The organism is Streptomyces sp. HUAS MG91 (genome assembly GCF_040529335.1).
Classification (GTDB): Bacteria; Actinomycetota; Actinomycetes; order Streptomycetales; family Streptomycetaceae; genus Streptomyces; species Streptomyces tabacisoli.
Genome location: NZ_CP159534.1, coordinates 1,722,901 through 1,747,276 on the forward strand (window position 1 = coordinate 1,722,901; position 24,376 = coordinate 1,747,276).

At 72.7% G+C, this 24,376-nt stretch carries 22 protein-coding genes; 17 read left to right on the forward strand and 5 right to left on the reverse strand.

Features of this window, described 5'->3' with window-relative positions; genetic code table 11:
- Positions 1-121 precede the first annotated feature (121 nt).
- From ABII15_RS07975 to ABII15_RS08025, 11 genes are all read left to right on the forward strand, one after another.
- A complete protein-coding gene (locus tag ABII15_RS07975; protein ID WP_353941568.1) occupies positions 122-1,036 on the forward strand; it encodes an AraC family transcriptional regulator in 915 nt (304 codons plus the stop codon).
- Positions 1,037-1,201: 165 nt separating this feature from the next.
- On the forward strand, positions 1,202-2,203 hold the full coding sequence (locus ABII15_RS07980; RefSeq protein WP_353941569.1) for a LacI family DNA-binding transcriptional regulator: 1,002 nt from the start codon (positions 1,202-1,204) through the stop codon (positions 2,201-2,203).
- Between the two features lie 49 nt (positions 2,204-2,252).
- Positions 2,253-3,530 carry an MFS transporter gene (locus ABII15_RS07985; protein ID WP_353941570.1) on the forward strand — a complete coding sequence of 426 codons (1,278 nt, stop codon included), beginning with the start codon at positions 2,253-2,255 and terminating at the stop codon, positions 3,528-3,530.
- A gap of 35 nt (positions 3,531-3,565) precedes the next feature.
- On the forward strand, positions 3,566-5,338 hold the full coding sequence (locus ABII15_RS07990; RefSeq protein ID WP_353941571.1) for a glycoside hydrolase family 3 N-terminal domain-containing protein: 1,773 nt from the start codon (positions 3,566-3,568) through the stop codon (positions 5,336-5,338).
- Positions 5,339-5,518: 180 nt separating this feature from the next.
- Entirely contained in the window at positions 5,519-6,805 is a 1,287-nt protein-coding gene (locus tag ABII15_RS07995) for an ABC transporter substrate-binding protein (RefSeq protein WP_353946989.1), read from the forward strand.
- 44 nt (positions 6,806-6,849) lie between these two features.
- A complete protein-coding gene (locus tag ABII15_RS08000) occupies positions 6,850-7,797 on the forward strand; it encodes a sugar ABC transporter permease (protein ID WP_353941572.1) in 948 nt (315 codons plus the stop codon).
- A 20-nt stretch (positions 7,798-7,817) separates the two neighbouring features.
- Positions 7,818-8,675 carry a carbohydrate ABC transporter permease gene (locus ABII15_RS08005; protein ID WP_353941573.1) on the forward strand — a complete coding sequence of 286 codons (858 nt, stop codon included), beginning with the start codon at positions 7,818-7,820 and terminating at the stop codon, positions 8,673-8,675.
- Positions 8,672-9,694 carry a LacI family DNA-binding transcriptional regulator gene (locus ABII15_RS08010; protein ID WP_353941574.1) on the forward strand — a complete coding sequence of 341 codons (1,023 nt, stop codon included), beginning with the start codon at positions 8,672-8,674 and terminating at the stop codon, positions 9,692-9,694. The genes ABII15_RS08005 and ABII15_RS08010 overlap by 4 nt, the downstream gene beginning before the upstream one ends.
- A 35-nt stretch (positions 9,695-9,729) precedes the next feature.
- The gene (locus ABII15_RS08015) at positions 9,730-11,664 is read left to right on the forward strand and encodes a cellulase family glycosylhydrolase (RefSeq protein WP_353941575.1); all 1,935 of its coding nucleotides are present in this window, start codon (positions 9,730-9,732) and stop codon (positions 11,662-11,664) included.
- Positions 11,661-13,934 carry a glycoside hydrolase family 3 N-terminal domain-containing protein gene (locus tag ABII15_RS08020; RefSeq protein ID WP_353941576.1) on the forward strand — a complete coding sequence of 758 codons (2,274 nt, stop codon included), beginning with the start codon at positions 11,661-11,663 and terminating at the stop codon, positions 13,932-13,934. Before ABII15_RS08015 ends, ABII15_RS08020 begins: the two co-directional genes overlap by 4 nt.
- A gap of 5 nt (positions 13,935-13,939) precedes the next feature.
- Complete coding sequence (locus ABII15_RS08025) at positions 13,940-14,320, forward strand: YchJ family protein (RefSeq protein ID WP_353941577.1); 381 nt, start codon at positions 13,940-13,942, stop codon at positions 14,318-14,320.
- Positions 14,321-14,783: 463 nt separating this feature from the next.
- On the opposite strand, the gene ABII15_RS08030 is transcribed toward ABII15_RS08025, so the two are convergent.
- Positions 14,784-15,485, reverse strand: coding sequence for a FadR/GntR family transcriptional regulator (locus ABII15_RS08030; RefSeq protein ID WP_353941578.1), 702 nt, complete (start codon positions 15,483-15,485; stop codon positions 14,784-14,786).
- 130 nt (positions 15,486-15,615) lie between these two features.
- Between ABII15_RS08030 and ABII15_RS08035 the strand changes: the two genes are divergently transcribed.
- The gene (locus ABII15_RS08035) at positions 15,616-16,140 is read left to right on the forward strand and encodes a gluconokinase (RefSeq protein ID WP_353941579.1); all 525 of its coding nucleotides are present in this window, start codon (positions 15,616-15,618) and stop codon (positions 16,138-16,140) included.
- Between the two features lie 61 nt (positions 16,141-16,201).
- Positions 16,202-17,608: a gluconate:H+ symporter gene (locus ABII15_RS08040; RefSeq protein WP_353941580.1), complete on the forward strand. Its 1,407-nt coding sequence runs from the start codon at positions 16,202-16,204 to the stop codon at positions 17,606-17,608.
- 71 nt (positions 17,609-17,679) lie between these two features.
- Here the strand turns inward: ABII15_RS08040 and ABII15_RS08045 are convergent, their stop codons facing one another.
- The 4 genes from ABII15_RS08045 to ABII15_RS08060 form a co-directional block, all read right to left on the reverse strand.
- On the reverse strand, positions 17,680-18,288 hold the full coding sequence (locus ABII15_RS08045; protein ID WP_353941581.1) for a cytochrome b/b6 domain-containing protein: 609 nt from the start codon (positions 18,286-18,288) through the stop codon (positions 17,680-17,682).
- Positions 18,272-18,925, reverse strand: coding sequence for a molybdopterin-dependent oxidoreductase (locus ABII15_RS08050; RefSeq protein ID WP_353946990.1), 654 nt, complete (start codon positions 18,923-18,925; stop codon positions 18,272-18,274). The genes ABII15_RS08045 and ABII15_RS08050 overlap by 17 nt, the downstream gene beginning before the upstream one ends.
- A 265-nt stretch (positions 18,926-19,190) precedes the next feature.
- Complete coding sequence (locus tag ABII15_RS08055; protein ID WP_353941582.1) at positions 19,191-20,729, reverse strand: APC family permease; 1,539 nt, start codon at positions 20,727-20,729, stop codon at positions 19,191-19,193.
- Between the two features lie 38 nt (positions 20,730-20,767).
- Entirely contained in the window at positions 20,768-21,751 is a 984-nt protein-coding gene (locus ABII15_RS08060) for a hypothetical protein (RefSeq protein WP_353941583.1), read from the reverse strand.
- A gap of 350 nt (positions 21,752-22,101) precedes the next feature.
- On the opposite strand from ABII15_RS08060, the gene ABII15_RS08065 reads away from it, so the two are divergent.
- The 4 genes from ABII15_RS08065 to ABII15_RS08080 all read left to right on the forward strand — a co-directional run bounded on the left by ABII15_RS08065 (position 22,102) and on the right by ABII15_RS08080 (position 24,323).
- Positions 22,102-22,992, forward strand: coding sequence for a DMT family transporter (locus tag ABII15_RS08065; protein WP_353941584.1), 891 nt, complete (start codon positions 22,102-22,104; stop codon positions 22,990-22,992).
- Between the two features lie 83 nt (positions 22,993-23,075).
- Positions 23,076-23,585 carry an NUDIX domain-containing protein gene (locus ABII15_RS08070; protein ID WP_353941585.1) on the forward strand — a complete coding sequence of 170 codons (510 nt, stop codon included), beginning with the start codon at positions 23,076-23,078 and terminating at the stop codon, positions 23,583-23,585.
- Between the two features lie 21 nt (positions 23,586-23,606).
- On the forward strand, positions 23,607-23,999 hold the full coding sequence (locus ABII15_RS08075) for a DUF202 domain-containing protein (RefSeq protein WP_353941586.1): 393 nt from the start codon (positions 23,607-23,609) through the stop codon (positions 23,997-23,999).
- 33 nt (positions 24,000-24,032) lie between these two features.
- Positions 24,033-24,323 carry a DUF202 domain-containing protein gene (locus tag ABII15_RS08080; RefSeq protein ID WP_353941587.1) on the forward strand — a complete coding sequence of 97 codons (291 nt, stop codon included), beginning with the start codon at positions 24,033-24,035 and terminating at the stop codon, positions 24,321-24,323.
- Positions 24,324-24,376 lie beyond the last annotated feature (53 nt).

Consider the following 24,376-nt stretch of genomic DNA (forward strand, 5'->3'; position numbering starts at 1 on the left):
CCAAACCTCCTGGTCGGCCCGGCTTCAAATCTAAAGGTCATACTTTTGAGGGGACAGGTGGCCCCGTGCCAGCGTTCGGTGAAAATGGGACAGCAGAAACGGCCGACACCGAGGAACACGCATGCCGGAGCAGGACCCCGCACATCCGAGCGCACATCTGGGACCGACGGAGCACATCCGTACGTACCCCTTCGACCCCGCGGAGAGCCTGTCCGGGGTCGGCATGCGCGTCGGACCGATGGGGGCGGGCGGACCGTGGGAGGGCGTCGCCGCCCCGTCCCGGCGGGCGCACCGCATCGACTTCCACGTGCTGCTGTTCTTCCGCGCGGGCCCGGTCCGTCACATGATCGACTTCACCGAGTACGAGGCCGGGGCGGGCGACATCCTGTGGATCCGGCCGGGGCAGGTGCACGGCTTCTCCGCGACGGACGAGTACGTGGGCACGAGCCTGACGATGCAGCCCGGATTCCTGCCGCGCGCCATCGTCGAGGCGACCGGCATGTACCGCTACGACCGGCCACCGCTGCTCCACCCGGACGAGGCCCAACAGGCAGCGATCCAGGCGTCGTTGGAGCAGTTGCAGCGCGAGTACCTGGACACCTCGACCCTCCCCCTGAGCCTGCACACCAGCGTCCTGCGGCACACGCTGACCGCCTTCATGCTGCGGGTGGCGCACGTCTCGGCGCAGGCCGCCGCCGACGCCCTCGAACCGCAGGCCGACACGACCTTCACCCGGTTCCGGGCGGCGGTGGAGAAGCAGTTCACGACGAACCACAGCGTCAGCGCGTACGCCGACGAGCTCGGCTACTCGCGGCGCACCCTGGTCCGCGCGGTGCGCGCCGCGACCGGGCTGACCCCGAAGGCGTTCATCGACCGGCGCGTGGTCCTGGAGGCCAAGCGCCTCCTCGCCCACACCGACCTGCCGGTGGGCCGGATCGGGGCGGCGGTCGGGGTGCCGGACTCGGCGAACTTCTCGAAGTACTTCCAGCAGCACGCGGGGGTGACACCGGCCGGGTTCCGGGCCGAGCAGGTCTGAGCAGCCCGGGAGCAGCGCGGTGGCGACCCCGGCGGGCCGTGGGGCCCCTTGCGCCCCACGGCCCGCCGGGGTTACTTTCGGAACTGTTCCGCAATCGATTGCGGAACTGTTGCAGAGAACCGAGGCGGCCGGTGCCCGACCGCTCGACGACCCAGGTGAGGCCCCATGCCCCGTGTCACCATCGCGGACATCGCCCGGGAGGCCGGTGTCAGCAAGCCCACCGTCTCCCGCGCGCTGAACGGGCATCCGGACGTCGGCGCCGAGACCCGCGAGCGGATCCAGCGGATCGCCGCCGACCTCGGCTACGCGCCGAGCTCCAGCGCCCGCTCCCTGCGCACCGGCCGGCACGACACGCTCGGGCTGCTCATGCCGCTGGAGCAGTGGTGGGGCTACTCCGACATCCAGTACGGCATCGCCGAGGAGAGCGCCCGGCGCGGGCTGCACCTGCTGGTCCACCCGCTGCGGCCGGGCGAGCAGGCGGAGCGGGAGTTCGTCACGCAGACCCTGCCGACGCTGCCGATGGACGGGCTGATCCTGCTGATGCCCGAGGGCACGCCCCGGCACATCGGCGCCATCGCCCACACCAGCATGCCGACCGTGGTCATCGACGACCGCGGCCACCGCCTCGACCTGCCGTACGTGGAGAGCACCAACCGCGCCGGGTTCCGCGAGGCGGTGACGCACCTGGTGCGGCACGGGCGGCGCCGGATCGCCTTCGTGGGCGGCCAGATGAACGACGCGTTCGCCCAGGAGCGCTTCGAGGGCTACCTCGACGCCCTGCGCGAGGGCGGCATCGCCTACGACCCGGCCCTCACCCTGCTGCCCGGCGACCGCGAACCGACCACCGACGAGATCACCGAGCTGCTCGGCACCGACCCCGACGGCCTCGCCGCGGCCTGGGACGAGATCGCCTTCTCGGCGCTGAACGCCCTGCACACCAGCGGCCACCGGGTCCCCGAGGACGTCGCCGTCACCGGGTTCGACGACTCCCCCATCGCCCGCGTCATGCGGCCGCCGCTCACCACGGTCCGCCAGCCGTTCCGGCAGATGGGCGCCGCCGCGGTCCGGATGCTGCTCGACTCCATCGAACACGGCCGGCCCCCGGCCCACTTCACCGTCCCCACCGAACTCGTGATCCGTGACTCCTGCGGCGGCCACGCCGGCTGAACGCCCCGCACCACGAGCACCACCCATGACTCGAAGGAGAGTTGTGACCATGTCCGTCCCCGTCAGCGCCGATCCCGGCGCTGCCCCCGTACCGCCCGGGGACGACGCCAAGCAGCGCGTCCCCGGCACCTTCGTCCTCGTGCACTTCCTGGCGCTGCTCGGCGCCTGGATGGGCGTCCTGGTCCCGTCGCTGGTCTCCGTCGCGCTCAAGGTCGAGCGGATGGACGCGGCCGGCAAGGTCGGCACCCTGTCGCTGGCGCTGGGCGTCGGCGCGCTGGTCGCGCTCGTGGCCAACCCGCTGTTCGGACTGCTCTCCGACCGCACCACCTCCCGGTTCGGCGCCCGCCGCCCCTGGATGGTGATCGGCACGGCCGGCGGCTTCGTCGGCATCGCGGTGATCGCGTACGCGGACAGCACCTGGGAGATCGTCGTCGGCTGGTGTCTGGCGCAGTGCTTCTACAACGCGCTGGTGGCCGCCATCTACGGCGCGCTGGCCGACCAGGTGCCCGAGCGGCAGATGGGCTTCGCCTCCGCCGTGCTCGCCCTCGCCAACCCGCTCGCGACGCTCGGCGGCACCTTCCTGGTCGACGCCCTGAACGCCTCCACCACCGCCCTCATGCTGGTGCCCGCACTCGTCGGCGCCGCCCTGGTCGTGCCGTTCCTGCTCTACGGGCGCGACCGCCGCGTCACCGCCGACCAGGTGCCGCCGCTCACGCTCCGGCAGCTGATCGCGTTCCTGTGGACCAACCCGGTGCGCTTCCCGGACTTCGGCTGGGCCTGGCTGAGCCGCTTCCTGATGTGGACCTCGTACGCCACCGTCACCACGTACATGGCCTACTACCTGTCCGACTACCTCGGCCAGAACGACGACGCCGTCACGCACTACGTGTTCGTCGGGAGCCTCGTCGCCAACATCTTCATCCTGATCGCGACCGTGCCCGCGGGGCGGATCTCCGACCGGATCGGCCGCCGCAAGCCCGTCGTGTTCGCGGCCGCCGTGCTGCTCGCCTCCTCTATGGGCGTGATGGCGCTGGCCACCTCGGTGACCGGGTTCCTGATCGCGCAGGCGATCGTCGGCGTCGGCATGGGCGTGTACTTCGCCGTCGACATCGCGCTGCCCGCCGACGTGCTGCCCGACCCGAACAACGCGGCCAAGGACCTCGGCGTCATGAACATCGCCGCCACGCTGCCCTACTCGCTGATCACGCTGATCGCGCCGACGCTGCTCGCCCTGGGCGGCGGGGACAACTACCCCGCCCTGTTCGTCTTCGGTCTGCTCGCCGCGCTGCTCGCGATCCCCGCCGTGCTCCCCGTCAAGCGCCGCTGAGCAGCAACCTCCCCGCCGTACAAGGAAGTTCCGTCATGAACCACTCCACCCACCCCTACCTGGACCCCGAGCTGCCCGTCGAGCGGCGCGTGGCCGACCTGCTCGCCCGCATGACCCTGGAGGAGAAGGCCGGGCAGCTCTTCCACACCGCCAACACCCTCGCCCCGGGCGGCGAGTTGCTGGCCGTACCGGACGCGGCCAACGGCGTGCGCACCGCCCACGAGCTGGTCGTCGGCCGGCACATCACCCACTTCAACCTGCTCAACGGCACCGATCCGTACGAGATCGCGCTCTGGCACAACCGGCTCCAGGACCTCGCCGCCGACACCCGGCTCGGCATCCCCGTCACCGTCTCCACCGACCCCCGCCACGGCATGTTCTCCAGCCCGGCAGCCGGTCAGGCCATCGAGCGGCTGTCCCGCTGGCCCGAGCACACCGGGATCGGCGCGATCGGTGACGTACGGCTCGCCGAGGAGTACGGGGACGTGGTGCGGCGCGAGTACACCGCGCTCGGCATCCGGGTCGCGCTCGGGCCGATGGCCGACCTGTTCACCGACCCGCGCTGGTCGCGCGGGTACGGCACGTTCGGCGAGGACCCGGTCACCGTCGCGAACATGACGGCGGCGTTCATCCGCGGACTGCGCGGCGGCGACACGCTCGGCGCCGGGTCGGTCGCGGCGATGGTCAAGCACTTCCCGGGCGGCGGGCCGCAGTTGGGCGGCGAGGACGCGCACGACCCCGCGCACCGCGAGCAGGTCTACCCGGGCGGTCTGTCCCGGCTGCACGAGCTGCCGTTCGACGCGGCGTTCCGCGCCGGGGCCACGCAGGTGATGACCTACTACGGGATGCCGCTGGCCGTGCCGGGCTGGGAGGAGGTCGGCTTCGCCTTCAACAAGCCGGTGGTCACCGACCTGTTGCGGGGGCACTACGGCTTCGACGGCATCGTCTGCACCGACTGGAACGTCATCGAGTCGACCATGCTCGCGGGCGATGTCTTCGACGCCCACGCCTACGGCCTGGAGGAGCTGACCCCGGCGCGGCGGCTGGCCCGCGCCCTCGACGCGGGCGTCGACCAGTTCGGCGGCGACGACTGCACCGAGCTGGTGGTGGAGCTGGTGCGCGAGGGCGTGGTGCCGGAGGAGCGGATCGACGCGTCGGTGCGCCGGCTGCTGCGGGAGAAGTTCCGGCTCGGGCTGTTCGAGCGGCGCCGGGTCGACCCCGAGGCCGCCGTGCGCACGGTCGGCTCGGCGCCGCTGCGCGAGGCGGGGCGGCGGGCGCAGCGCCGCTCGCTGGTCCTGGTGCAGAACACCGACGCACTGCTGCCGCTGTCCGACGGCACGGGCCTGCGCGTGTACGCGGAGGGCCTCGACCGCGAACTGGTCGCCGCGTACGGCAGCCCGGTCACGGACGTCGCGGACGCGGAGGTCGCCGTGCTGCGGCTGCGGGCGCCCTTCGAGGACCGGGGCACGGCGCTCAGCGACTGGTTCCACGGCGGCTCCCTGGACTTCCCCGAGGAGGTCGTGGAGCACGTGGGCGCGGTCGCGGCCCGGGTGCCGACGGTCGTGCTCGTCTACCTGGAGCGGCCGGCCGTGCTCACGGAGATCGCCGGGGCGGCGACGGCCGTCGTGGGTGACTTCGGGGCCGAGGACGACGCCCTGCTCGACCTGGTCTTCGGGCGCTGCGCACCCGAGGGGCGGCTGCCGTTCGACCTGCCGTCGTCGATGAAGGCGGTCGAGGAGAGCCGCGAGGACGTGCCGTTCGACACCCGCTCGCCGCTGCACCGCTTCGGGCACCACCTGTCGTACTGACCGGTCCGCGTGGGTGGCCGTCACCGGGTCCGGTGGCGGCCACCCGTGCGTTCTCCGTCTCCGTTCCACCCTGTGCAACAGGGGGTTGACCGTTTCCCCCTGCCCTCGTACGGTGCTCGCACCCCCGCAGGTATATCGATTAACCACTCCCCCGGTTGGAGACATACCGCTGTGCCCGCTGTGCGTTCCACGACAAGTCGGCGTGCCCTGCTCGCCGCCGGCGGCTCCCTCGCAGCCGCCTCCGCCCTGCCCGCCCTGTCCGGCTGCTCCGCCCTCGCCGCCGCCGACGAGGACCCCGACACCCTCGTGGTGCACAGCCAGCTCGGCACCACGGCGCCCGGCTCCCCCACGTATCTCGCGGCCCTGGACCGGTTCCGCGAGGAGACCGGCCTGAAGGTCCGCAACCTCGTCAACGGCGACGATCTCGCGCAGGTCTACGAGACCTCGCGGCTGGCCCGCAAGGAGCCGGACGTCGTCATGGTCAACCTGTACGACAAGACGCTGGCCTGGACGGACGTCGGCGCCACGGTCGACGTCAAGGGCTATCTGGACGACTGGGGGCTGCGCGAGCGGGTGCGGGACGTGGCGCTCGACGCCTGGACCGACGCCAAGGGCCGGCTGCGCGCCTTCCCGTACTTCGCCACGAACTGGCCGGTGGCCTTCAACCGCTCGCTGCTCGACCGGGCCGGTGTCGACCGGGTCCCCGGCACCGGCGACGAACTGATCGGCGCCGCGCGGAAGTTGCGCGGCAAGGGCCTCTCCCCCGTCACCGTCGGCGGCAACGACTGGACGGGACAGAAGCTGCTCGCGCAGGTCATCCAGACGTTCCTGAGCCAGGACGAGGCCCGGCACGTCTACACGACGGGCGACTTCGGCGGGCGGGGCGCGCGCCGGGGCATCGAGTACTTCGTCGAGCTGCGCGACGCGGGCGTCTTCACCGACAAGGCGCAGGGCCTGACGTCCGACTCGATGACGACGCAGTTCAACACGCAGGCCGCGGCGATGCAGTCGGCGATGTCGTCGGCGCTGGCGAAGGTCCCGGACGCGGTGGCGCGCCACACGGACGTGGGCGGCTGGCCGGTGGCCCCGGGCGCGGCGCACGACAGGCCGACGATCATCCGCACGTACACCCTCATCGGCTTCTGGATCAGCCCGAACGGCACGAAGAAGATCGACGCCGTCGAGAAGTTCCTGAAGTTCTTCTACCGCGAGGACACCGTCGCCCGGTTCATCAAGGAGGCGGGCCGGGACATGGCGCTGCGCTCGGACGCGGTGAGCACGGGCTTCCCGCTGGTGGCGGCGGCGCAGCGGCTCGGCAAGGACGTCAGCGAGGTGCTGCTGCCGGACGTGTACGTGCCGCCCGCGGCGAGCCAGCCGCTGATCACGGCGACGAGTACGTCCTTCACGCGCGGCACGAGCGCGGCCAAGGTCCGCTCGGTCCTGGAAGCCGCCTACCGCGGCGTCTGACCGCCGTCCCCCTTCTTTTCTCCTCCTCCGCAAGGGAGTTGTTCATGGCGACCACGACGTCGACGGCGTCGGGCGGCACAGCGGTCCGCCGCCCCGTACCGCCCTCCCCCTCGGCCGGGCCCGGCGCCCGCCCGCGCCGGCAGGGCGGCACGGTCCTCGCGGTGCCCGCGCTGGTCTGGTACCTCGTGTTCATGGTCGGCCCGCTGGTCGCCATCTTCGTGGTGGCGGCGCTGCACTGGCCGGGCATGCTCCAGCCGGTGTCGTTCGCCGGGTTCGACAACGCGCGGACCGTCTTCGCGGACCCGGTGTTCTGGGAGGCGGTGCGGAACACGGCGGTCCAACTGGCGGTCGCCGTCCCGGTGATGGTGGTCTGCGCGTACATGGTCGGCTACTACGTGGCGCAGCGCCCGCCCGGCCATCGCGTCATCCGGTACCTGCTCTTCATCCCCGGGCTGATCTCGACCCCGGCCAAGGCGATGGTCTTCTACGCGGCCCTCTCCCCCGACGGGCTGCTCAACGGCGGCCTGAAGGCGGTCGGGCTCGGCTCGCTCTCCGACGCCTGGCTGGCCTCGCCGTCCACCGCGCTCGCCTGTCTGATCGCCCTCGACATCTGGGCCGGGATCGGCTTCACGGCCGTGCTGTTCGCGGCCCGGCTCGGCAGTGTGCCGGAGGAGCTGGGCGAGGCGGCGCAGCTGGACGGGGCCGGGCACTGGCGGGCCATGTGGCGCATCCACTTCCCGGTGATCCGGGACTACGTGGGCGTGGTGACGATGCTTCAGTTCCTGTGGACGCTGTTCGGGTCGGCCCAGCACGTGCTGCTGCTCACCCAGGGCGGTCCGGGCAGTTCGTCGACGACGTTGTCGTTCCTCGTCTACCAGAAGGCGTTCATCGCGGCGGACCTCGGCTACAGCCAGACCGTCGGCGTCCTCCTCTTCCTCGTCGGCCTCGTCGGGCTGCTCGCCATCCGGCGGGCCTTCCGCCAGAACCACTGAACCGATCGGAGCCGTACGTCATGAACTCCCCGTCCCGTACGCGGGCCCGGTCGAGGTTCGGCCGCTCGTGGCTGCCCGCGCACATCCTGGTGTGGCTGTACGCGGTGCTTCTGGTCATTCCGCTGTACTACTTCGTCGCGTCGGCGTTCAAGTCGAACGACGAGATCTTCGCGCATCCCTTCGCGCTGCCGTCGTCGTTCTCGTTCCACAACTTCTCGACGGCGTTCACCAGCGCCGATCTGGGCCTCGCGGTGGTCAACTCGGCGCTGGTGACGGTGTTCTCGCTGGCGCTGACGCTGCTCCTCGCGATCCCGGCGGCGTTCGCGCTGGCCCGCTCCACGGGGCGGCTCGCGTCGGCGGTGGAGAAGGTGTTCTCGCTGGGGTTCCTGATCCCGACGTTCGCCGCGCTGTTCCCGACGTTCCTGCTGGCCGCCGCGACGGGCCTGTTCCACACGCGGATCTTCATGGTGCTGTTCCTCCCCGCGACGGCGATGCCGCTGTCCGTGGTGATCCTGGTGCAGTTCATGCGGACGATCCCGAAGGAGATGGAGGAGGCGGCCCGGCTCGACGGCGCCTCGACCTTCGCGGTGCTGCGGCACGTGTACACGCCGATGTGCCTGCCCGGCATCGCGACGGTGCTGCTGCTGAACTTCCTGACGTTCTGGAACGAGTACCTGTACTCGCTCGTCATCGTCGGCCCCGACCCGGCGCAGCGCACGGTGCAGGTCGCGCTGCCCACCCTGAAGGCCATCACGGGCACCGACTACGGCGTGCTCACGGCCGGGACCGTCCTGACCCTGGTCCCGGTGTGGGTGGTCTATACGGTGCTGCAGAAGCGGATGCAGCAGGCACTGGTGAGTGGGGCGGTGAAGATGTGAGCGGGGCGAAAGCGGGTGCGCGGCCGACCATCAAGGCGGTGGCGGCGGCGGCCGGGGTGTCGACGGCGGCCGTGTCGCAGGCGTTCAACGACAAGGGGCGGCTCGCCGAGTCGACCCGGCAGCGGATCCTCGCGGCGGCGCTCGACCTGGGCTGGTCGCCGAGCGCGTCGGCGACGGCGCTGCGCAGCGCGCGGACCCGGACGCTGGCGCTGGTGGTGCGCAGGCCGACCGACGTGCTGGGCGCCGACCCGCACTTCGGCGAGCTGATCACCGGTATCGAGGGCGAGCTGGCGCCGCGCGGCTACGGCCTGCTGCTGCACCTGGTGGCGGACGTCGCCGAGGAGGGCGCGCTGTACGAGCGGCTCGCCGCCGAGAAGCGGGTGGACGGCGCGGTCCTCACCGACGCGCGGGCCGACGACCCGCGCCCGGCGCTGCTGGCCCGGCTCGGGCTGCCCGCGGTGCTGCTCGGCGCGCCCACGCCGGGGGTGCCGGTGGTCGGGCTCGCCGACCAGGGCGCCGGTGTGCGTGAAGTCGCGGCGCATCTGCGGGAGTTGGGGCATCGCGGGATCGCGTATGTCGCGGGCCCCGCCGAGCTCCAGCACACCCGGCTGCGGCTCGCCGCGTTCGAGGAGGCCCTGGGATTCGCCCCGGCGGCGGTCCTGCACACCGACTTCAGCGAGGCGGCGGCCGTCGCCGCGACCCGGGAACTCCTCGCCCTGGCCGACCGGCCGACGGCCCTCGTCTACGCCAACGACTCGATGGCGGTGTGCGGGATCGGCACCGCCCAGCGCGCGGGCCTGCGCGTGCCCGAGGACCTGTCGGTCGTCGGCTACGACAATCTGCCGCTCGGCCGCTGGCTGCACCCGCGGCTGACCACGGTCGACCAGCGGGTGCAGCGGGTCGGCGCCGCCGCCGCGCGGGCGCTGCTCGCCCGGTGCGGCGAGGACGTGCCCGACGCACCGCTCGACGGGCGGCCCGAGCTGGTCGTCCGCGCGTCGACCGGCCCCGCACCCGTCTGACCATCACCAGCACTTCTACGGAGCTACGTACCACCATGCGACGCCACAGCGCCCACCTGACCCACGACGCCGCCGTTCTGCCCTGGCTCGGCGCCAACTTCTGGTCCCGCACCGGCGGGCCCCTGATGTGGCGCGACTACGACCCGAAGGTGGTGCGCGAGGAGCTGGCTTCCTTGCGCGAGCACGGCCTGAACATGACCCGCTCGTTCTTCTACTGGCCGGACTTCCACCCCGAACCGCACCGGATCGACGAGGAGTTGTGCGAGCGGTTCCGTGACTTCCTGGACGCGCACCAGGAGTTGGGGATGGGATCGGTGCCGACGTTCATCGTCGGGCACATGTCGGGCGAGAACTGGGATCCGGCGTGGCGCGGCGGACGTGATCTGTACGAGGACGTGTGGATGGTGGGCCGCCAGGCGTGGTTCGCCTCGCAGATGACCCGCCGCTTCAAGGACCATCCGGCCGTGACCGGCTGGCTGATCACGAACGAGATGCCGGGCTACGGCCGGATCTACCAGGTCGACCCGCCGCACAGCGATGTCGTCACCGCGTGGGCGCAGTCGATGTGCAACGCGGTGCGCGCGGCGGGCGCCACCCAGCCCGTCTCGCTCGGCGACGGCGCCTGGGGCATCGAGGTGACGGGCCGCGACAACGGCTTCTCGCTGCGCGAGACCGCCGAGTACGTGGACTTCGTCGGCCCGCACGTCTACCGCTCGGACACCGACCGGGCCCGCCAGCACTACCGGGCGGCCTTCGAGTGCGAGCTGGCGTCGGTGACCGGCCAGCCGGTGGTCCTGGAGGAGTTCGGGCTCTCCACGGACACGGTGTCCGACGCGAACGCGGGCGTGTACTACCGCCAGACCCTGCACAACTCGCTGCTCGGCGGCGCGACCGGCTGGATCGCGTGGAACAACACCGACTACGACGACCTGTGGGACCGATCCCCGTACGACCACCACCCCTTCGAGATGCATTTCGGCATCACGGACAGCACCGGCGCCCCGAAGGCGCCCCTGCGTGAACTGGCGGCCTTCGCCGAGGTGTTGAAGGGCGTCGACTTCGCGCGCTGCCGCCGCGCGGACGCGGACGCGGCGTTCGTCGTGCCCGCGTTCCTGGAGCGCGGCTACCCCTACAGCCGCCCCGCCGACCGCCCGCTCATCTTCAGCTCGCTGCACCAGGGGTACGTGGCCGCGCGCGCCGCCGACCTGCCGGCCGCGCTGACCCGGGAGGCGGACGGCATCACGGACGACGTGCGGCTGTATCTGCTGCCCGCCACCCGGCAGTTGACGACACGGACCACGCGGGCGCTGCGCCGCAGGGCCGAGGAGGGCGCCACGGTGTACCTGTCGTTCTGCTCGGGCGAGCACCCGGGGACGCGCGGGCCGTGGTTCGACGACCTGGACGGGCTGTTCGGGGTCGAGCAGCAGCTCTCGTACGGGGTGGCGGAGCCGATCGAGGACGACACCCTGGAGCTGACGTTCCGCGAGGACTTCGGCGGCATCACGGCAGGTCAGACGCTGCGCTTCCCGGTCGCGGGCAACGAGGACAGCCGCGCCTACCTGCCGGTGGTCCCGACGGACGCGCGGGTCGTCGCGGTGGACGGGCACGGCCGCCCGGCGCTGCTGTGCCGCGAGACCGGGCGCGGCCGCACCGTGCTGGCCACGTATCCCCTGGAGCACATGGCGGCGCGCACGGCGCGGGTGAACCCGGAGCAGACGCACCGGCTGTACGCGGCGCTGGCCGAGGTCGCCGGGGTGGCGCGGCCGGTGACGGTCGACTCGCCGTTCGTCGGCGCGGACGTGGTCGAGCACGAGGACGGGCGCCGGTTCGTGTGGCTGGTCAGCCAGGACGACGCGGAGCTGACGGTGTCGCCCGAGGCGGCGGGCACCCTGCACGACCTGGCGACGGGCGAGCAGGTCGACGAGGTGACCCTGGGCGCCTTCGATGTGCGGGTGCTGGAACTGCGATGAGCGCGCCGGTGTACCGGGACGCGGACGCGCCGGTCGCGGACCGGGTGCGGGACCTGCTCGGCCGGATGACGCTCGCCGAGAAGGTCGGGCAGGTCAATCAGCGCCTGTACGGCTGGGACGCCTACGAGCGGATGGCCGCCGGGGAGTTCCGGCTGACGGAGGCGTTCCGCGCGGAGGTCGCCGCGTACGACGGGATGGGCGCCCTGTACGGGTTTCAGCGCGCCGATCCGTGGTCGGGCGTGACCTTCGCGGACGGGATCGCGGCGGCGGACGCGGCCGGCGTGGCCGACGCGGTGCAGCGGCACGTCGTCGAGGGGACCCGGCTCGGCATCCCGGTCCTGATGGTCGAGGAGGTGCCGCACGGGCATCAGGCGCTCGACGGCACGGTCCTGCCGGTGAACCTGGCCGTGGGCGCCTCCTGGGACCCCGGCCTGTACGAGGCGGCAGCCGCCGCCGCTGCCGCCGAACTCCGTTCCCGAGGCGGTCACTTGGCGCTCGTCTCAGCGCTCGACCTGGTGCGCGATCCGCGCTGGGGGCGGGCCGAGGAGTGCTTCGGCGAGGACCCGTACCTGGCCGCCCGGTTCACCGAGGCGCTGGTGCGGGGGATGCGGTCGGAGGGCGTCGGCGTCGTGCTGAAGCACTTCGCCGGGCAGGGCGCGACGGTCGGGGGCCGCAACAGCGCGGCGACCGAGCTGGGCGTGCGCGAGCTGCACGAGATCCATCTGGCGGCGGCCATTGCGGGCGTGCGGGCCGGGGCGGCGGGGGTGATGGCCGCGTACAACGAGTTCGACGGCCTGCCGTGCGCCGCGAACCCGTACCTGCTGACCGAACTCCTGCGGGAGCGTTGGGAGTTCGACGGGATCGTGATGGCGGACGGCTGCGCCCTCGACCGGCTGACGCGGCTGGCCGGGGACCCGGTGGCGGCGGGCGCCATGGCGCTGCCGGCCGGAACCGATCTGAGCCTGTGGGACGGCGCCTTCCCCCGGCTCGGGGAGGCCGTCGAGCGCGGCCTGGTGGCAGAGGCGGCGCTGGACGCGGCGGTGGCACGCGTCCTCACCCTCAAGTTCCGGCTCGGCCTGTTCGAGAACCCGTACGTGGACGAGCGCGAACCCCGCCCGGACGCGCGGGAGTTGAGCGAGCGGCTTGCCCGCGCCTCCGTGACGCTCGTCGGCCACGACACCCGGACGCTGCCGCTCGGGCCCGATGTGCGCCGGATCGCGGTGATCGGCCCGAACGCCGACTCGGTGCCGCAGCAGATCGGCGACTACACGGCGCCGCAGCGGCCCGGCACCGGCGTCACGGTGCTCGACGGGATCCGGGCCGCCGCGGGGCCTGAGCGCGAGGTGACGTACGCGCGCGGCTGCGAGCTGGTCGGCGGCGACCTCTCCGGGCAGGCGCACGCGGTGGTGACGGCGGCGGGCGCGGACGTGGCGGTGCTCGTGCTCGGCGGGTCGAGCGCCCGGGAGGCCGACACCCGCTTCGAGGCGAACGGCGCGGCCGTCGTCACCTCGGGCAACCCGGCCGGCATGACCTGCGGCGAGGGCGTCGACCTCGCCGACCTCGCGCTTCCCGCGGGCCAGGCGGCGCTGTTCGACGCCGTGGCCGCGACCGGGGTGCCGGTCGTCGTGGTCCTGGTGCAGGGCCGCCCGCACGCGCTCCCGGAACGGTTCGACCGGGCGGCGGGCGTGCTGTGCGCCTGGTACCCGGGGCCGTGGGGCGGGCGCGCCGTCGCCGACGTGCTGTTCGGGGCCGTGGCGCCCTCGGGGCGGCTGCCGGTGTCGGTGCCCCGCTCGGCGGCGCAGCTCCCCGTCTTCTACAACGGCAAGGACCACGGCTACCGCGGCTATGTCGACCAGCCGGCGACGGCCCGGCACGCGTTCGGGCACGGCCTGTCGTACGGCACGGTCCGCTATGGCGCCCCGCGCCTGAGCCGGTCCACCGTGTCCGCCGCGGATCCCGCGCTGACCTGCACGGTCGCGGTCGAGCACACCGGCGGGGCCGCCGTGCGGGAGACGGTGCAGCTGTATGTGCGACGGCGGTCGGGGGGCTCGTCGTGGCCCCGGGTGCGGGAGCTGCGCGGGTTCGCGCAGGTCGATCTCGGGCCGGGTGAGCGCCGCGAGGTGGTCTTCGAGGTGGGCGCCGAGACCCTGGCCTCGGTGGGGCGGGATCTGGAACTCGTGGTGGAGCCGGGCGAGTTGGTTCTGGAGACCGGGCCGGCGTCCGATCGCACCCGGGGCGCGGAGCTGACCGTGGTGCGGGGCATATCGTGAACCCCATGTCACGCACTGCCCCCACCTGCCCCTGCGGGCTCCCGCAGGCCTACGAGAACTGCTGCGGCCGGTACCACTCCGGCGAGGCCGCCGCGCCGACCGCCGAGGCCCTGATGCGGTCGCGCTACGCGGCCTTCGTCCGGCAGGACGGTCCGTATCTGCTGCGCACCTGGCACCCGGACACCCGGCCGCCGGTGGTCGATTTCGCCGACGCGCCTCGGTGGACCGGGCTGGAGATCGTGGAGACCGGGGACGGTTCGGCGTTCCATCAGCGCGGGACCGTGACGTTCCGGGCGCGTTATCGGGGCGGGGTGCTGCATGAGCGGAGTCGGTTCGTGCGGGTGGATGGTGCCTGGGTCTATGTGGACGGCGACTTCATCGAGTAGGGCTCGTCGTCGGGTGCGGGTGCGTGGGGGCTGGTCGCGCAGTTCCCCGCGCCCCTGATGGGTCCTCGTTCGGCTGCCGGCCGGTGGCCGCTTCTCGCGCAGTTCCCCGCGCCCCTGGGTCGCACGTCGGCTGCCGGCCGGTGGCCGCTTCTCGCGCAGTTCCCCGCGCCCCTGGGTCGCACGTCGGCTGCCGGCCGGTGGCCGCTTCTCGCGCAGTTCCCCGCGCCCCTGAGGCATGCGCTTCGCGCAGCCTCCCCCTGAGGCTGCGCTCCGCGCGCCTCTGAGGAGGGGCAGGTGGTGCGCCTCTGAGGAAGGGCGGGTGGCGCGCCTCTGGGGAAGGGCGGGTGATGCGCCTCTGGGGAGGGGCGGGTGGCGTGCCTCTGATGAGATGGCGCACGCAGTGCGCATCTCAGGGGCGCGGGGAACTGCGCGACCAGCCACGACGAGAGCCGCGGCCGGGCGGTCAGGGGGCGAGGATGTCCAGTTCCTGCAAGGCGCCCTCGGCGATTTCCCGGGTCAGGGACTCGGCGCGGGCCGCGTCGCCCTCGCGCACGGCGTCCGCGACCCGTACGTGGAGGGTGACCGCCGCCGGGTCCGGGTCCTCGAACATGACCTGGTGATGGGTGCGGCCCGAGAGGACCTCGGCGACCAGATCGCCGAGATGGGCGAACATCTCGTTGCCGGAGGCGTTCAGCACCGTGCGGTGGAACTCGATGTCGTGGATCAGGTACTTCTCCAGCTGCTGCCCGCGTGACGTGGCCACCATGCCCAGCGCGCACTCGGTGAGCCGCGCGCACTGCTCGGCCGTGGCGTGCCGGGCGGCGAGCCCCGCCGCCACCGGCTCCACCGCCGAGCGCAGCACCGTGAGCGAGCGCAGCTGGCGGGGCCGGTCGGTGCCGGCCAGGCGCCAGCGGATGACCCGCGGGTCGTAGACGTTCCACTCCGGCGCCGGCAGCACCGTCACGCCCACCCGGCGCCGCGAGGTCACCAGGTTCATCGACTCCAGGACCCGTACCGCCTCGCGCATCACCGAACGCGACACCTCGAACCGCTGCGCCAGTTCGTCCGTGCGCAACACGCTCCCCGCCGGGTACTCCCCCGAGGTGATGGCGGGACCGAGGCTGTCCAGTACACGGGCGTGCAGCCCACGGTCCTGAGTGGTCATGGGAAAAGACTAGCCCGGCCCTCAAAGGTCTGACTTATAGATCACACCCTCTTGAATTTGTCCGACCTATTGAGTTTGAGTGTCGTACAACAGCGATGTCGATGAAGACAGACAGCGAGGCAGCACAGCGATGAGCACCCCCCACGTCGTCGTGGTCATGGGCGTGGCAGGTACCGGCAAGACGACGATCGGTCCCCTGCTCGCCGAGCGGCTCGGCGTTCCCTACGCCGAGGGCGACGACTTCCACCCCGAGGCCAACATCGCCAAGATGTCGGCCGGCACCCCCCTGACCGACGACGACCGCTGGCCCTGGCTGGACGCCATCGGCGAGTGGGCGCACGGCCGGGCGGGGCTCGGCGGGGTGGCCTCCAGCTCCGCGCTGAAGCGGGCCTACCGCGACCGGCTGCGGGCGGCGGCCCCCGGGGTGGTCTTCGTCCACCTCACCGGCGACCGCGCGCTCATCGAGGACCGGATGTCGCACCGGCAGGGTCACTTCATGCCGACCGCGCTGCTCGACTCGCAGTTCGCCACGCTCCAGCCGCTCGGGCCGGACGAGGCGGGCGTCGAGGTCGATGTCGCGGGCTCCCCGGAGGAGATCGCCGACCGGGCCGTGCTGGCCCTGGCCGCGCTCGACTCCGCCCCCACGGACCAGTAGGCCCGCTCTCCCTCTCCCCCCGTAAGTCCCCCTCCCCCCATTCACGTACAAGGGATCAGCCGTGACCAGTCTCAGCGTCGAGATGCTGGCAGCGGACGCCGTCGAGCCGATCACCTCCGCTGGCCATGCCCAGCTCGGGATCGCCGTGCTCGCCGGCATCGCCGTCATCGTCCTGCTCATCACGAAGTTCAAGGTCCACGCCTTCCTGGCGCTGACCATCGGCTCGCTCGCGCTCGGCGCGTTCGCCGGGGCCCCGCTCGACAAGGTGATCACCAGCTTCAGCGGCGGACTCGGCTCCACCGTGGCCGGTGTCGGTGTGCTGATCGCGCTCGGCGCGATCCTCGGCAAGCTGCTCGCCGACTCAGGCGGCGCCGACCAGATCGTCGACACCATCCTGGCCAAGGCCGGGAAGTCGGGCGGGAAGGCCATGCCGTGGGCGATGGTCCTGATCGCCGCCGTGATCGGCCTGCCGCTCTTCTTCGAGGTCGGCATCGTGCTGCTGATCCCGGTCGTGCTGATGGTCGCCAAGCGCGGCAACTACTCGCTGATGCGCATCGGCATCCCGGCCCTCGCCGGCCTGTCCGTCATGCACGGTCTGATCCCGCCGCACCCCGGCCCGCTCGTCGCGATCGACGCGGTCCACGCCAATCTCGGCATCACTCTCGCGCTCGGCATCGTCGTCGCGATCCCCACGGTGATCATCGCCGGTCCGGTGTTCTCGAAGTACGCCGCCAAGTGGGTCGACGTCTCCGCTCCCGACAAGATGATCCCGGCCCGCGCCTCCGAGCAGCTGGAGAAGCGCCCCAGCTTCGGCGCCTCCGTCGTCACCATCCTGCTGCCGGTCGTGATGATGCTGGCCAAGGCCCTGGTCGACATCGTCGTGGACAACCCCGACGCCACCGTCCAGCGCACCTTCGACGTGATCGGCAACCCGTTGACGGCCCTGCTCGTCGCCGTCGTCGTGGCCATGTTCACCCTGGGCCGGGCCGCCGGCTTCACCAAGGGCAAGCTGCAGGAGACCACCGAGAAGTCCCTCGCCCCGATCGCCGGTGTGCTGCTCATCGTCGGCGCGGGCGGCGGCTTCAAGCAGACCCTGATCGACTCCGGTGTCGGCCAGATGGTCCTGGACATCTCCAAGGACTGGTCGATCCCGACCCTGCTGCTCGCCTGGCTGATCGCCGTCGTCATCCGTCTCGCCACCGGCTCGGCCACCGTCGCGACGGTCTCCGCCGCCGGACTCGTCGCGCCTCTCGCGGCCGGCATGACCGACACGCACACGGCGCTGCTCGTCCTCGCGATCGGCGCGGGTTCGCTCTTCTTCAGCCATGTCAACGACGCCGGGTTCTGGCTGGTCAAGGAGTACTTCGGGCTCAGCGTCGGGCAGACCGTGAAGACCTGGTCGGTCATGGAGACGATCATCTCCGTGGTCGCCGGTGGCCTGGTGCTGTTGTTGTCGCTGGTTCTGTAACCACCACAGGTGACGTACGGAACAGGGCGGTCCGGCTGTGTCCGGGCCGCCCTTTCCGCTGCCCGCACAGGTCAGGGCAGCCACTCGCCGTGTTCCCGCTCCGCCCACTCCCGTCGTACGAAGCCGGTGCGCATCCCCGCGCGGGACTCCGGGTCGCCGACGGCCATGCCGATGTGCCCGGCGACGACGATGCCGAGCGCGAGGGCCAGCCAGTCGTGCACGAAGGTGCTGCCGGTGCGCCAGGCCAGCGGCGCGAGGTGCGTGAACCACATCAGCAGGCCGGTGCCGAGCATCACCAGGACGGCGCCGGCCAGCCAGGACGCCCACAGTTTCTGGCCCGCGTTGAACTTCCCCGCCGGGCGCGGGCCCGGCCGGCGCCGCACCGCCGCCCGCAGCCACACCCTGTCGTGGCGGCCGAACCGGTTGAGGCGGCTCAGGTCCGCGCGGAAGGCGCGGGAGGCGAGGCCGAGCAGGAACGGCGCCGGGAGCAGCAGTCCCGACCATTCGTGGACGGTGACGACGAGGGCGCGGCGTCCGACGAGTTCGGCGAGCTGGGGGAGGTAGAGGCAGGCCGCGGAGGCCACGCACAGGCCCATCAGGGCGGCCGTCGTGCGGTGCACCCAGCGTTCGGCCGGGGTGAACCGGCGGACGCGGTCGTGGGGTTCAGCCGGTGGGTGCATCGCCGCGTCCGTTCGACCGGCCGACCCAGGCGTCGACGTCGTATCCACGGTCCTCCCAGTAGCCGGGCCGCACCTCGTCGGTCACGGTGATGCCGGAGAGCCACTTCGCGGATTTGTAGAAGTACATCGGCGCCACATAGAGCCGCACCGGGCCGCCGTGGGTGTGCCCGAGGTCCTTGTCCTGCATGCGCAGCGCCACCAGGACGTCGTCGCGGCGCGCCTGCTGGAGGGTGAGGCTCTCGCTGTACGCGCCGTCGAAGCAGGTCAGCCGGACGGCCCTGGCGGTCGGGCGGACGCCCGCATCGGCCAGGATCCGGGAGAGTCTGACGCCCTCGAAGGGGGTGTGCGGCACCCGCCAGCCGGTGACGCACTGGACGTCGCGCAGCAGGCGGGTCTGCGGCAGGGCCCGCAGTTCGGGGAGCGTGTAGGTGGTGGGGCGGTCGACGAGGCCGTCGACGGTGAGCCGGTAGTTCCGCTCGTCCTTGTGCGGGACGGAGGCGGTGACCGAGTAGTAGCGGAAACCGCCGCCGGCCGGGAGCAGGCCCGTGACGCCGGTGGGGTCCTTGGAGGTGACGCTCTCCACGGCGCGCTGGAGGGCGGGGGCGGCGGCGACGCCCAGGGCGCCGGCGCCGAGCATCCCGATGATGAGGCGCCGGCCCACCGGGGTGCCGGGGTCTTCGTTCGTGCCTGGGTCGTCGTGCGGGTCCACGTCGTGATTCGAGCACGTTCGGTGCGGCCGGGACCAGGGTTCGGGCCGGGCCGTCAGGGTTCCGTCACCTTTCGCGGGGGCCGGGCGCGGGGGCGGGTGGGCGTTCGTCGGCGGGTGCGGGGTGCGTCGTGGCTGGTCGCGCCGTTCCCCGCGCCCCTGAGGCAGGCGCTTCGCGTCGCCTCCCCTTCGCGTTCTACGAGGTGCTCTTCTTCTCCAGCTGGAAGGCCTCGTTGCCCAGGCCGATCCGGGCGTGGGCCGCCGGGTTGCGGCGGCGGAGGACCAGGCTGTGGGCGACGCCGGCCAGGGCGGCCAGCAGGATCAGGCCGGGGAGCAGCCAGTTCAGGGCCGAGTCGGGGCCGGAGCCGACCAGGACGTCGAAGTCCTTGACCGTGTAGCCCGCGATGACCAGCAGGGCGATGCCCGACACCGCGGAGGCGGCGAGTCGCCAGGCCTGGGCGGCAGCCGCCCCGCGCCGGACGAAGAAGACGATGACCGCGACCGACGCGACGGCCATGAGCAGGATGACGCCGAGGGCGCCCACGTTGCCGCCCCAGGTGAACAGGCGCAGGACGGGCGCCGTCGGGTCCCCCGCGGCGCCGGAGTCGGTGACGGCGAAGGCCAGGACGACGACCGCCGCGATGACCGTCTGGAGCACCGAACCGGCGCCGGGCGCCCCGCTCGCGCTGTGGGTGCGGCCGAAGACGGCGGGCAGCAGCCCCTCGCGGCCCATGGCGAACGCGTACCGCGCGACGACGTTGTGGAAGCTGAGCATCGCCGCGAACATGCCGGTGATGAACAGGACGTGCACGACGTCCGTGAAGGTGGCGCCGAGCCGGTCCTCGGTGAGGCCGAAGAGCAGGCCCGCCGACTGCTTCCGGGCCTGGCCGACGATCCCCGAGGGGCCGGTGGCGACCGTGAGCGCCCAGGAGCTGATCGCGAAGAACACGGCGACGCCGCCCACCGCGAGGTACATCACGCGCGGGACGAGGATGTGCGGGCGGCTGGTCTCCTCCGCGTACACCGGCGCCTGCTCGAAGCCCGCGAACGCCGCGATGCAGAAGCACAGGGCGGTGCCGACGCCGACCCCGGAGAGCGTGTCGGGGTTGAAGGCGTGCAGGGAGGCGCCCTCCTTGCCGGGGTCGCCGAGCGCCGCGATGTCGAAGATCACCACGAGGGCGACCTCGATGAGGAGCAGCACTCCGAGCACCCGCGCGTTGATGTCGATCTTCAGCAGGCCGCAGACGGCGACCACGGCGACGGCCACCAGCGCCGGGATCCACCAGGCGATCTGTACATCCAGGTGTTCCTGGGCGAGGGCGGACACCTCGAAGCCGAAGATCCCGAAGATGCCGACCTGGAAGGAGCTGTAGGCGAGGAGGGCGACGAGCGCCGCCGCGGATCCGGCGGTCGGGCCGAGGCCGCGGGTGATGTACGCGTAGAACGCGCCGGCGTTGTGCACGTGCCGGCTCATCTCCGCGTAGCCGACGCTGAACAGCGCGAGGACGACGCCGAGCACGAGGAAGAGCAGCGGCTGCCCGACCGCGCCGACCACGGCGAACGTGGTCGGCATGACGCCGGCCACCACCATGAGCGGCGCCGTCGCGGCGAGCACGGAGAGCAGCAGGCCCGCCGTGCCGAGGCGGCCGGCCCGCAGCGCGCTCTCCTCTCCCCGGTAGGTCGCTATGCCGGGCTCCGGCGCGGTGTCGGTGGTTCTCGAACTGCCCGTGGTCATCGCGGGTGGGTTCCTTCCGGTCCGGTGGATGCTGGTCGCTAGACCGCGCCGAGCGCGGCGTCGCGCGCGGCGCGGAACGCCGCGTACGGTTCCTGGTCGCCGTACGACCACGGGGCCCGCGTGACGTGCGGTCCTATGCGGTGGAACAGGGCGGCCGCCTCGACCGGCCGGCCCTCGCAGTACTTGGCGTGGGCGAGGAAGTTCAGGTCGATGCGGCCGCGCGGGTGCACGACTCCGGCCCGGTCGTGGGGGTCGCCCCACTCCAGCCACCAGTCGAAGGCGGCCTTCATGACCAGCCGGGCGCGCCGTCCGGCCCAGTGCCCGGAGCGTTTCGGGTCGCCGGGCAGCACGCCCGCGCGCGCGAGCACCCGGAACCGCTCCGCGTGCGCGACGACCGGGACCACGGCGAGCGGCGAGCCGGGCGGGGCCTGCTCGGCGGCCCAGGCGGCGAAGTCGTACACCTCGTGCAGCGGGTCCTGGCCGGCGTCGGGGCGCCGCTCGGCGAGCCGGGCGACCATCAGGTGGTGGGCGTGGTGGTGCGCGGGATGCCGGTGGCGGACCTCGTCGAAGAGCCGTACGACGTCCTCCTCGCGGCCGACCGCCCGCTCCAGGTGGAGCAGGCCGAGCCAGGGGGTGGGGTCGTCGGGCACCCGTGCCGCCGCGTCGAGACAGGCGTCCCGGGCCCGGTCGGGGCGGGTCTTCCCGGCGACGGCGCGGTGCACGGTGGCGAGGGCGAGGAGGACGTGGGCGTCGGTGGACTCGGGTTCGACGAGCCGCCAGTCACCGGCCCAGGCGAGCGCGGTGGACTCCCGGGCGAGCCCCATGACGCGGTGGCCGCGGCGGTCCCAGTCGTCGCCGGTGGCGGCGAGCAGCGCGCGGGCCTCGGTCCAGCGGCCCTGGGCGAGGGCCGTGCGGGCGGCCACGAGGTCGTGGTCGTCGAGTGCGGGGTCGCCGAAGCCGACGGGGTGCCCGGGCCTCCTGCGGGAGCGCCCGAGCGGAGGCGGAGGCGGGGGTGGGGGCACCGCGACGGTTCCTCTACGGCTCTGCGGATCTCGGCAGATCTCTTCGGCTCCGCGCGACGCTGCGCGGCCAGGTCGATGATCACGGACAGCAAAGCGGTAGCGGGCACTCCACGTCAAGGGTGATCAGGTGACGGAGTTCACCAACTGACCTATGGCATATGCGAGTTGCTGTTATTGCTCTTTCAACATGCCACGTCAGAGGGGGAGTTGAGCTGGTTACACGAGTACAGGATGGCGGCGCACGGCCGGGTGCGGGCGCGCTCTCGTGGGGCGTGGGGCGCCGCGGGGCGCTATGGTCGGCCCATACCCACCCCTGCTCGTCCAGCCCGTAGTCCGTAGAGGTGCGCAGCGTGTCGGTCCTCGTCCTCGTCCTCGCCGTGAGCGCGGCGTTCTGCCTGGGCACCGGTTTCGTCCTCCAGCAGAACGCGGCGGCGCACGCCCCGCTGGGGGACTTCCTCTCCCCGCGCCTGCTCCTCGATCTGGTGCGGGTGCCGCGCTGGCTCGGCGGCATAGGGCTGATGGTGTGCGGCATGGTGCTCGGTGCGATCGCGCTCGGGCAGGGCGAGCTCACCCTGGTGGAGCCGCTGCTCGCCACCAATCTGCTGTTCGCGCTGATGCTGTCGCGCCGGCAGACCAGACAGCCCCTCGGCCGGCAGGGCTGGGCGGGTCTGTTGCTGCTCGCGGGCGGGGTCACGGCGTTCATCGTGGCCGGGCAGCCGCGCGGCGGCAGCGCGGTGACGGATCCGCTGCGCCACTGGCTGATCATCGGCGTGATGGTCGGCACGGCCCTGCTGCTGGCGGCGCTCGCCAAGCGGTCGCGGCTGAGCCCGGGCCCGGCGCTGCTCGCGGTGGCCGCCGGGCTGCTGTACGGGGTCCAGGACGCGCTCACCCGGGTGTGCGGGCAGCGGTTCTCGGCCGGGGGTCTCTCGGCGGTGCTCACCGGCTGGCAGCCGTACGCGGTGATCGCCCTCGGGGTGACCGGGCTCGTCCTCGTGCAGAGCGCCTTCGAGACGGCGCCGCTGCGGATGTCGCTGCCCGCGCTGACCGCCGCGCAGCCGCTGGCCGGGATCGTGTGCGGGGTGGGGTTCCTCGGGGACCGGCTGCGCACCGACACCGGGGCGCTGGCCTGGGAGGCGGCCGGGCTGGCCGGGATCGTGGTGGGCGTGGTGCTTCTCGGGCTGCATCCCGCGATGCCGGGCACGGCCGCGCGGGGGCGGGAGCGGGCGGGAGCCGGGGTCTAGGCAGGGCGGGGTGCGTGGTCGGGTGCCGGGTGCGTCGTGGCTGGTCGCGCGGTTCCCTGCGCCCGGCGCGTAGCCTCCCCGGCATGAGTTCCGCTGAAGAGATTCTGGACATCGTCGACGAGCACGACAACGTCGTCGGGCAGGCCCCGCGCGGCGAGGCGTACGCGCGGGGGCTGCGTCACCGGTGCGCGTTCATCCTGGCGCGGAACCCGGCCGGCGAGGTGTTCGTGCACCGGCGCACCGCCACCAAACTGGTCTTCCCCGGGATGTACGACATGTTCGTCGGGGGTGTCGTCGGCGCGGGCGAGACCTACGACGAGGCCGCGCTGCGCGAGGCCGAGGAGGAGCTGGGGGTCAGCGGGCTGCCGCAGCCGACCCCGCTGTTCCGGTTCCTGTACGAGGGTGACGGCTCGCGGGGTTCCTGGTGGTCGGCCGTGTACGAGGTCACCTTCGATCTTCCGGTGCGGCCGCAGGCCGAGGAGATCGACTGGCACGCGTTCCTCGGCCTGGACGAGCTGGAGGCGCGGCTCGGCGAGTGGGCGTGGACGCCGGACGGGCTGGCCGCCTTCGACCGGTGGCGGGCGCACCGGTGACCCGCGGGTAGTGTCCTGTCAGTGATCGATTTCGTACGCAGCATCCGCCTCTGGTTCGCGCCCGAGCGGATCAGGGACGAGGGCGATACGCCCGACTACCGCTTCTCGCTCGCCAACGAGCGGACCTTTCTCGCCTGGGTGCGGACGGCGCTCGCGCTGATCGGCGGCGGGTTCGCGGTGGACCAGTTCCTGCCCGATCTGCGGTGGGGGTGGCGGGTGGGGCTCGCGCTGGCGCTGCTCGCGTCCGGGGTGCTCTGTTCGCTGCGGGCCGTGAGTCACTGGGTGCGGTGCGAGCGGGCGATGCGGCGGGGCGAGGATCTGCCCGCCTCGCGCTTTCCCGCCGTGCTCAGTGTCGTGGTGGCGCTGGTCGCCGTGGCCATGGTCGTGGTGGTGCTCGTGGGCTGGGAGGGGTGACGGGTGGCCGGGACGGCCGGGCGTGATCCCGGGTTGCAGCCGGCCCGGACCCGGCTGGCGTGGCGGCGCACCACGCTGTCGTGCACCGTGGCGGCCGTGCTCGCCGTCAAGACCGTGCTGCACGGGGAGGCCGGGGCGGTCGAGTGGACGGCTGCCGCGCTGGTGCTTGTGGTGTGGCTGGGGTTTCTGGCCGTGGCGCATCGCCGGATCACCGGGCTGGCGCTGCACGAGGTGGCTCCGCCGGTGATGTCGGTGCGGGGGGCTGTGACGGCGACGTTGTGCACGGTGGCGCTGGCCGTCTTCGCGGTGGCCCTGGTGGTGTGACCCCCCGCGGCCCGGTGGCGGCCGACCGCGCAGTTCCCCGCGCCCCTGGGTTG